This is a genomic window from Nostoc sp. KVJ20 (assembly GCF_001712795.1).
In the GTDB taxonomy this organism is placed as follows: Bacteria; Cyanobacteriota; Cyanobacteriia; order Cyanobacteriales; family Nostocaceae; genus Nostoc.
The window spans coordinates 18,095-27,614 of record NZ_KV757754.1; the positions used below are offsets into that span (position 1 = coordinate 18,095).

At 37.1% G+C, this 9,520-nt stretch carries 6 protein-coding genes and 1 pseudogene; 3 read left to right on the forward strand and 4 right to left on the reverse strand.

Annotation, left to right across the window (positions count from 1 at the left end):
- Nucleotides 1-9: 9 nt before the first annotated feature.
- The 4 genes from A4S05_RS34905 to A4S05_RS34920 all read right to left on the reverse strand — a co-directional run bounded on the left by A4S05_RS34905 (nucleotide 10) and on the right by A4S05_RS34920 (nucleotide 7,807).
- Nucleotides 10-2,550, reverse strand: coding sequence for a CHAT domain-containing protein (locus A4S05_RS34905; protein ID WP_084227376.1), 2,541 nt, complete (start codon nucleotides 2,548-2,550; stop codon nucleotides 10-12).
- Nucleotides 2,502-4,196: a ShlB/FhaC/HecB family hemolysin secretion/activation protein gene (locus tag A4S05_RS34910; protein ID WP_069074342.1), complete on the reverse strand. Its 1,695-nt coding sequence runs from the start codon at nucleotides 4,194-4,196 to the stop codon at nucleotides 2,502-2,504. The genes A4S05_RS34905 and A4S05_RS34910 overlap by 49 nt, the downstream gene beginning before the upstream one ends.
- A 27-nt stretch (nucleotides 4,197-4,223) precedes the next feature.
- Complete coding sequence (locus A4S05_RS34915) at nucleotides 4,224-6,605, reverse strand: two-partner secretion domain-containing protein (RefSeq protein WP_084227379.1); 2,382 nt, start codon at nucleotides 6,603-6,605, stop codon at nucleotides 4,224-4,226.
- A gap of 683 nt (nucleotides 6,606-7,288) precedes the next feature.
- On the reverse strand, nucleotides 7,289-7,807 hold the full coding sequence (locus A4S05_RS34920; protein WP_069074344.1) for a hypothetical protein: 519 nt from the start codon (nucleotides 7,805-7,807) through the stop codon (nucleotides 7,289-7,291).
- A 238-nt stretch (nucleotides 7,808-8,045) separates the two neighbouring features.
- Here A4S05_RS34920 and A4S05_RS43925 point away from each other — a divergent pair, with 238 nt between their 5' ends.
- From A4S05_RS43925 to A4S05_RS34930, 3 genes and pseudogenes are all read left to right on the forward strand, one after another.
- Nucleotides 8,046-8,273 carry an FAD-dependent oxidoreductase gene (locus A4S05_RS43925; RefSeq protein WP_256091366.1) on the forward strand — a complete coding sequence of 76 codons (228 nt, stop codon included), beginning with the start codon at nucleotides 8,046-8,048 and terminating at the stop codon, nucleotides 8,271-8,273.
- A gap of 6 nt (nucleotides 8,274-8,279) precedes the next feature.
- Complete coding sequence (locus A4S05_RS43930) at nucleotides 8,280-8,633, forward strand: hypothetical protein (protein ID WP_256091367.1); 354 nt, start codon at nucleotides 8,280-8,282, stop codon at nucleotides 8,631-8,633.
- Nucleotides 8,634-9,100: 467 nt separating this feature from the next.
- A pseudogene (locus A4S05_RS34930) lies at nucleotides 9,101-9,520 on the forward strand (hypothetical protein); the annotation flags it as partial.

Sequence of the window (9,520 nt, forward strand, 5' to 3'; positions counted from 1 at the left end):
AAAAATTCGTCAACCACCAACAAGAATAAAACCACCCCAGTAATAAGGATGCTCATATTTATCGCTATTTAACAGACTCAGTTGTGCAAGCTGTAATGCTTCAGCTTTTGTATGTCCAATTTTGAGTTCCTCATAAAATTTGCTCATTAGCTGCGATGTAGACTCAGCATCAACTAGCCACAAGCTGGCTAGTATACTACGCGCCCCAGCTTGTGCGGCGATACCTGCAATACCTAAAAAGGAGCGTCTATCGCCTTTTGCGGTTTGACAGGCACTTAAGGTTAGTAAATCAAGGTTAGTTTGATTATTTTGATTTTGGAGTAAAAATTTTAAATCCTTAACGTTAAGAGGAGTATCCCAAGTTAAAATAAAAGTTTGATCGGGATCAGAACTGAACTGAGCGTGGGTGCTAAGATGAATAATTGAAAAAGTATTTTTTTCATTTATTTGCTTAAAGTTTTGACTTGTAAATTCAGCATTAATTAATGTAGAAGCAGAAGGATTTGTTTTTTTTATATTCTCAATTTCTACTTTAACTTGAGGCAAAGGCGATAAATTTCTAGGAACATTGGGGTAATTAAAACTGGGGCCAGCTTGAGAAACTCCACTAATTAAAGTTCTGTTTGATTTTAAAAAAGATTGTTTTAGCTGTTTAGCACTTGAGCTTACAGAAGTATTATAAGTTTGTACTAAATATTGCTTACCGTCGTATAACATATTCAAGGGTAAGTTTTGAAAATAACTATCTAAGACGAAACCTAAAGCTCCTGAAGGTGGTAAGTATTGCTTAATAGGTGCAAAAAGAAGTTGGTAAATAGCTTGAGAATAATTAATAAAATTAGAAGGTTGAGTATCTACAAGTTCTGGCTTGGAGATAATATCAAATAAATTGCTAATAGGTTCATTAAGTAAACGGAAATCTACAGTATGACGATAGATATCTTCATGAGTTTTAACCAATACTTCTACTCTGTCTTCTAACTTGATGAGATAGATAATGGCAGGTACATCCTTTAGTTGACGATATGAGTTAGAGTCTATGGCAGAATTGATAAATCTGCCGCAGCGCAAAAAATTCTCTACTTCAGCAAAGTTTAACTGTTCTTGAATATCAGTAGCTTTTCGTATTTTAGCTTTATTAAATTTGCTTTGAGTGAGTAATAAATCGATATATTCATGATACAAAGGTTCAACTTTCTCTTTAAAAGCAAATTGAATATCTGAGTTGATCGTTAAGAGATTATTACGAGTTTTATCAAGATTATTGATAGCGGCTGCATAAAATTGATTGGCTTGTTCAATCTTTCCGATAAGGCGATAGAATTTTCCTAATTTCCACTGCCATTCGTAAGCTATATCCCATGCTTGAACTGATTGAGCAAGTGACATAGCATTATAAAAGCTATGTTCAGTTTTAGATAATTCTCCAGATAAATTATAGATATGTCCCAATGTACCAAAAGCAGAAGAAGTTACTCTTGGATTGTTAAGTTTTTGAGCATCAGTTAATGCTTTTTGAGATAGTGATAAAGCTAATGATAGCAAATTTTGATTTAATGAATCTTTAAGGTTTTCATCTTGATGAACTTTGATAAGATTTTGGGAAAAGTTAAGTTTGTAGTAAATAGATTTAATTACAGAAGGAGTTGAAATTTGTTTTAATCGCATTAAAGTAGCATTAATAATATTAGGAATAAATTGATCTAACGCACTAGCTGTAGAGGATGCAATTGCTAAAGATTTATAATCCAAAATCAGCTTGAGCCAGTTCAGGTTAGCTTCAATAGAAATTGCATCATTATTTGAGCTTAGATTTTGGTAGAGTTCTTGGGCAGAATTAAATTTAGAATTTGCTAGATTTAATGCTTCTTTTTTTGCAAAGGATTCTTCAGTAAGTTGATATTTACTCTTGGCTTGAGTGTAAATAAAAAAATCTGTATTAGCAAGACTCAGTAATAACTTTTTTTCTAATTGGGGATTTGCTGGAAGTTCTGAAAGAGAAGCTAAACAATGTTTTAAAATCAAATAAGAAGTTTCAGGATCACCTATCAAACGCAAAACATTAGCTAGATTATAAAGTCCAGTAATTTGAAGGATTTGTTTTGGCTGTTTTTGAAGTGCTAATTTTAAATCAGCAAAAGGCTTATTAGAAGTAGTGTTTTGTTGTAAAGAAGTAGGACAAAATCCAGCTAAAGATAAAGCTTGAGTCAGGGTTTGACAGGCGTTAATATAAGAACCATTAGCTTGATATGCCAAGCTCTGATTAATTAAACTGCCTGTCATTCCTGATTGGTTATTAAGTTTCTGATAAACTTGATAAGCAGATTCCCAACTTTTTAATGCTGCATCTGCTTGCCCCTGATATAACTGTATGAATCCTTGTTGTGTAAGAACCTGTGCTGTTTCTACACTGGGCTTGGTAGCTAATACTAGTTCATTATGGTTCAAAACTATTAGTAGTGTTAATGTTGTTAGAGCTAAAAACCAATACTTTCCTTTTCTTAAAATAGTTGATAGGTGAGAGAGAAATAAATTCCATTTTCTTGCCATGTTTTTGAATTTGAGTTAGTTTCATTAAAAGGAATACCCCAATCGAGTCGGGCATTTAATCGCTCGTTGCGATACTGGATGCCAAGACCAACTGAGGTTAAAGTACCTGTAGAGCTAAAAATATCAGAGCTATTATTCCAAGCTGTACCTAAATCAAAAAATGGAATGACTTGTAATTCCTGAGTATTGGTTTTCCAAGCAGGTACACGTAGCTCTGCGGAAAGTAAAAATCCATTATCAGAAATAAAGGTATCTTGGCGATAGCCGCGCACAGTATTTATACCGCCAAGACTAATTTGTTCCAATGCAGGTAAGGGTCTATCTGCCAGTTGCGTCTTTGTTCTGACAAGTAAAGATGTATTGCTGTTGCCCAAACGCTTCACCCATGCCGCTTCTCCTAACCAACTAAAAAAACGACCATCTGGAGCATTAGCATTAACTGTAGAGCCAAATGCATCAAGCCCCCAACTTAATTGGGAACGCAAAGACAAAGATGAATTTTGGCTACGGTCTGACCATTCTTGAGAAAATCTTATAGCCGAAATTCGTGTATTCCCGTTGGGATCTGCACCAGCTGATAAAGGAAAAGGAGTATTTTGTAAGGATGACTCACTTTCAAGTTTACTGACGGCCAATCCTAAAGCGAATTCTTGAGCAGACGTAGCGGAAGCTTGCTGTATTAGAGGCTGTTTGTAGCTTAGTTCATAAAGACGAGCAGTAGAAACAATGTCTAAAGGAGTGAAAGGCTTTTCAATGATGTTGTTAGAAACATTGGCATAAAGGAAGCTGATTGTGCCATTGTGTGAATTCAAAGGCAATGAGTAGTTAGTTATTACAGCATTACTACCGTCTGTGTTTCTATAGGCTAAATTTAAAGCATCACCTAGCCCTAACAAGTTGCTATTTGATAACTCTATGCGGCGCTCAAAGCTGCCAACTGCTGGAGAACGGTAATTGTTGAGATTTGTATTAGCCCTAAATTCTTGCCGTGGCTTAACATAAATAGTTAATAGTACCTTGCTTGGTGTTGAACCTTCCTTTAAATTAGATGAAATTTTTTCGATTAAAGGGTCTTGTTGCAATAGTTGTAATGCCGTCAGCAAACGCTTATTGTTTAGTATTGGCTGTGGGATACGTGCGCGAATATAATTATGTAATCGCTCTCCACCTACAATATTAATTTTTTCGATTCGACCTTCGATAATTGCAACAGTCACTACAGCATCATCAATTTTTAATGATTGGTTATCTGCAACCGGAATGTAAGCTCCAGAGTTAATGTATCCTTTCTCTACATAATAATCAGTAATAGTATCACTAATCTTTGTTAGGTCAGAGTAAGAAATTTGCTTGTTTATAAATGGAGCTAATACTTTTTCTAATTCCTGATTGCTGAATACTGTATTTCCTTGAAAAACAAAATTTCTTACCTTGAGTTTTGGATAATAGTTGGGTTGAGGTATTCTCTGAGGATTTACAGGTGAAGAAGGTATGATGATAGATGGCTGTGGAGGTATAGTAGGTGCAATCTGAGGAGATTGTTGTATGGTTGGGGCAGCCTCTAACGAAACTTCATGTACTCCAGCTTTTGCTGAAGATAAATTATTTGCAATTAGAGATGCTAACAATAATAACCTAACTGGCACTCTTTTAAATTAAGGTTGTTATATTTTTTATTCAACAGGTTTAGGGTGAAGACAAGATGATTTTAATGGTGAACTGTAAGCTGTAATATCTTTAGGTGGATCTGGTGTAATCGTAAAGTTAACAGTTCCGTTACCATTGTCCTTCCAGCCTTGAGCTACAACTATATCCTGAGTTTCATCAGGCTGAACAGATTGTTCTAATTGCTTAGGCGCAATCGGTACAGATAGCTCCGCCCAACCTAATGTGCTAGTCAATAAATCATTAGGGCTTTGAGGAAAACCTCCTTTACCTGGAATTGTCAGACTATAATATGATGGTGGTTCTGGAGAACAAGTATTTTCTAATACGGTTGGATTAAAAGTTGAGGATACTATATCAGAGTTTACAACATCTAATTGTGAAGTATTGATTTTAACTGTACCATTAACGCCTTGCTCTGAAGTCGCACTAACCTTACTGTTTGCAGACACGAAAAATCCTGGAGAATTAATTTTAATATTACCGCCTTGTCCTTCAAAAGCATTGGCAGTAATATTGCTAGTTTCTAGAAGAACTACTGTATCTGCATCAATACTAATGTTGCCACCATTGCCATTACCACCTGCGGTCGCAGTTATATAACTATCATTTAGCTGTAATTTTCTTACATCTAAAAATATGTTACCACCTTCGCTAGAAGTTGTTGATGCTCTAATAGAACCTTTTCTGTTTAAAGAAATAGAATCAGAGTTGATTTTAAGCGTTCCTGCCTGACTCGCCCCTAAATTTCTAACACTTATATAACCACTATTAATGTTAATATTATTAGCGTTAATAGTCACTTCACCTGATAACCCTATTGGTACTTCAAGCCCCCCAGCCCTCTGTTGAGTAGTTTGATTAGCTACAATAACAGCCGAACTAATATTACCTTGTACTTCTATATTAGAAGCTTTAATTGCAACACTTCCAGCAGAACCAGCACCAGTACTAGAAGTATTAATTGTTGCTTTTTCTCCTACTAGCAAGTTTGATGTACTGAGTGTTAATTTTCCAGCATTTCCGGCATTAAAAGTTTGCGATGCTAAAGAACTAGGTACATAATTAACATATTCTTCTCCCAAGCTAATTAATTCTTTTGAGTTAGTTAGTTTTATGGAATTCGCATTTATATTTACTTCTCCTCCATTGCCTAATCCACGAGTTAAAGATGTTATTAGTCCTCCGTCTTTTGCTAACAAATCTCCTGTTTTTATATTTATACTTCCAGCTTCTCCTGAACCTAAATTACTAGTGATAATGCTACTAGTAAAGAAAGGGCTAAAGGCTGAATATCCAATTAAGTTTATGCTTTCAGAAGCATCAATGTTAAGCGTTCCACCCTTACCGACGCTATAGTTTCTAGTGCCTAAATTTCCTCCTCCTTCAACAACTAAGTCTTTAGTATAAATATTTATATTACCTCCATTTGCAGAGCCTAAAGATTCAGTTCTTAACAAGCTATAAAAGTTACCATCTTCCGAAGATATACCTTCAATATTTAAAGAATCAGCTTTTAAATTGATGCCGTCTGAAGAAGAGTTGTAAGTTTGAGATAATATACCAGAACCATCTTTTATCGATACAAATTTTCCTTGTATATTAATAGCTCCCGCGCCATCTCCGCTTGTGTATAAAAGTGATCTTCCAGTTAAATCAATGTTTTGAAAATCAGATGTTTTATAATCAAAATTCCAACCTTGGTTACTGGCATTGAAGTTTACTTTTCCAGAACCAACACTACCTATCTCAATTTGTCCTTGTTCTGCTGTAACGTTAGCATCAACAAAGTTTATCTTATTTCCAATTAAAACTAAAGCATTATTTGAATGCACTTGTAAACCAATTTCTGAATTATTTCTAATAATTGGTCTGCTTCTTTCACTAAGAGCAGTTAAACCTTTTCCGTTACCTTGAACAGAAATAGCTCCTGAGCGGTTGGTGAAACTAATCCCTATAGGAATATCAATTGAAAGAAGTGGTGCTTGCGGATCAGTAGCACTATATCCAGAACCGTTAGCAAACTCAACGGAATCGGCTGTAGTAGCAAAAAATGAGCCATTAATATCCAATCGTGCATTCGGGCCAAAGACAATCCCACTAGGGTTAATTAAGAAGAGGTTAGCTGTACCATTAGCACTAATCAAACCATCAATATTAGATATAGAACCTCCAGTAATGCGGGTGATGATATTTTCAATGTTTAATCCGTTATTGAAGTGAACGCTAGCTCCAGTAGGTACAGAAAAGTCCTTAAAACTGTGAAATAGATTGTTTCCTATTTGAGTACCACCTTCAATAGTTCTAAGATTTTCATTTATTTGAATATTTGTGTTGTTAGGTAAAGATAGATCGGGAGAAATTTGTGCGTTAGCTGGAACTGAACTCATAAGTAAAGGGAGGACTACTAATAATGCACTAGTGCTAATTTTCATCAAATTATGAAAAAATATTGACTAAGTTTAGCTTTAGGGAACTGAAAAATTAAGTTAGTTTTAACGGACAGAATTCAGGAGTCAGCCGCCAGAATGGGCTAAACCTTAGCTATTCGCTAACAGAATTGAATTCTATGCGAGGGGCGGATAGCGTAGCGTAAAGCCTTCTCTTCGAGAGGCAACTCCTTCGGCATGGCAACGCTATGAGCGAGTCTTCGTTCGCGCTAGCGTCTCGTAGAAAGCGTCTGAATAAACGAGTTAAGTCCCCCACTAAATCGGAGATTTAGTGGTCTTTAATGAGTGGTGGATCTGAATCCTCGACTCATTAATTCCAACTCCTGAATTCTGACTTCTGAATCTTTCTTTAAGTAAAAGCTATAACTTTCTTACTAAATTTATAAAAGATTTGCATATTTACAAGCAAATAGCAAGAGAAGTTACTGACTTTAAATTTGATTTGGATTAAACATAATAATTATTTATCAATTAATATTTTTTAATAAATTAAAAGATAAAAATGACGCAATTAGACTAAAACATCCAAAAGGATTTTGCTGCATATTACCAACAATTTTTTCTTGTTGTGGGAAGAGTCAAGCTATGAAATATCTCTTTGGAGATAAGTGATGCACAATCGTTTATTCATCCTCACCTTCGCGTAGTTCCTCAAGCCGGTTGATAAAGTTACAGTAGCGGTCAAGGATAATACCAGAAGCTGTGCCAACGGCAGCCCCAGCAACAACAGCCCCAACAATAGGCTTCCAGTCGTTTTTCCATAGCGCATTGAAGTTGAACCTAGCCCAGAGAATATATGCAGCGATCGCAACTAGGACATTAAAAATTGCTAAGACAATAGGTTGGGGAAGATACTGCTTTTGGAAAACAAACCATTGCACAGTGAAAGTGATTATCCCGAAGATAAGTGCGAAAATACTACAAAGGACGATAATATCCCGTGGTTTGAGAATGTCAAATTGGGCATAAAACCATATAGCAAGAGTAATAATGGTAGCAATAGACCCAGCAATAATAAAAGCAACATAATTGATGACTGCCCACCAACCCCAGCTAAGACCGAGTTGTTTTTTCAGAAGTTTGTCTTGAACAATGGTGATAGCGTTCCACAAAAGTATTGCTGTCCAAACGAAGCCGTCCATTGATTTTCGGTAGTATACCAAACATTCTTACAATACGCGAAACCGATACAAACACGCACAACTTGTAGAGATGTCTAAAACAAATCAGTAGCTTACTTTAGCTGACTACTGAGACGCATAAATTATATGTGCGTTAATTATTACAACTATCCTAAGATAGATTATTAATTAGAAAAATCATTGACCTCAACTCGCGCCACACATCAGACACCTGCCACCCGGAGCATTAAATTCTGCGGTGACAGGCGTTGAATTAGATGCACAGGGTTTTATTAAAATCGACGAGCAATTTCAAACGACTTGCGCTGGGATTTATGTGATCGGAGACGTTGCCAAGCAGCTTGCTTTTACCCATGTTTCTTGGGAAGACTATCCTCGCTTGAAAGCTATTCTGTGTGGCGAACACCGGACACGCAACGATCGGGTGTTAGGCTATGCCGTCTACACTGAGCCACAAGTGGGTTGAGTGGGTATGATGTTAGAGCAGGCTCACAAACAGGGTATTACTGCGAGCGAAGTCACCCTACCAATGGCTCACATTGCCCGTAGCATTGAGTGGGGGTACGATCTGGGTTTCTACCGCATGGTCATCGACACCCAGACGAATTTGATTTTAGGAGCAACACTGGCTGGTTACGAAACGGCTGAACTGGTGCATGTCTTTTTGTCACTTATGGAAGCTAAAGCAATGTGGCAGGTACTTGAACAATCGGTTCACTTCACCCAACTTACGGTGAGGCATTGCCCAGTCTCGCAAGGCTACTCGTTGGAGATGATATGTCAACCTGTCCCAACATGTAACAAAGCAGCAACCAATAACTACTAACTTGAATATGGGTGATCGCTTCAAGATATCTGCAAGGGGTCGTGTATTGATCAGTGCAAAGACTCTCGGTGTTATCTCGGTTTGACCATTTAATGAAATTCAAAATTCAAAATGCTCTCATTAAGAAGAAACAAAAATTTTGAATTGATTAATTCGCTCTTTTCTTGCCCCCATTGATTTAAAGAATCAGTAGTCTACAATCAGTGGCGGGTTTCAAGCCCCCACTGATAGCGCAGCGTTAGCGAGTCCACGAGCATCTTGTAATTTTGAATTTCTAATTTTGAATTTTGAATTGATTTGACGGAGTATCAGCCACTGCGCCAGACTAAGAATCACACCAAAGATTACCGCAGCAATTCCTGAGAGAATTACATTACCTGTTTAAGTCAACGGATCTACTGCAAATTTAATGATTAGGGTGATAGTAATCGGGGCAGAGAGCAAAAAGCCGATAAGTAAGCTAGCACTTTGAGAAGTATTGCCGAGATCGCTTCAATTATAGTCGTGATGCCGCTTACTTAAGATTTCGGCTACTGTGGTTTATGAGAATCTTTAAAAGTTTTTGCCGACCAATGGTCGGCAAATTCCAATGCCGACCAACGAACGACAATTGCGCTTTTTGGCGAAAGCTGAGTTGGAACCATCTGTGCAAGCGGATGTTTGGCAGCAGGCAGTAGAGCAAGCTGGCAATAAGATTCCATCCGGTCGCATAGTGAAAGATGTTGTAGATAGGATACGCGAAAGGACGAAATTACCCAATCCTTACCACATTGGGGAGATATGCGTTCTTCTGCCCAAAGATAATCCAGACTTGAGAGGTAAAGCGGGTTATTGGGGCGTAGTCAGCCATGTTGGAGACTATAGCTGTACAGTCCAGACATGGGACG

What these genes read in the sequence shown, in the direction of transcription:
- A4S05_RS34905 (WP_084227376.1), bottom strand. Translation starts at nt 2,550, where the DNA reads ATGGCAAGAAAATGGAATTTATTTCTCTCTCACCTATCAACTATTTTA.
- A4S05_RS34915 (WP_084227379.1), bottom strand. Translation starts at nt 6,605, where the DNA reads ATGAGTTCAGTTCCAGCTAACGCACAAATTTCTCCCGATCTATCTTTA.
- A4S05_RS34920 (WP_069074344.1), bottom strand. Translation starts at nt 7,807, where the DNA reads ATGGACGGCTTCGTTTGGACAGCAATACTTTTGTGGAACGCTATCACC.
- A4S05_RS43930 (WP_256091367.1), top strand. Translation starts at nt 8,280, where the DNA reads ATGATGTTAGAGCAGGCTCACAAACAGGGTATTACTGCGAGCGAAGTC.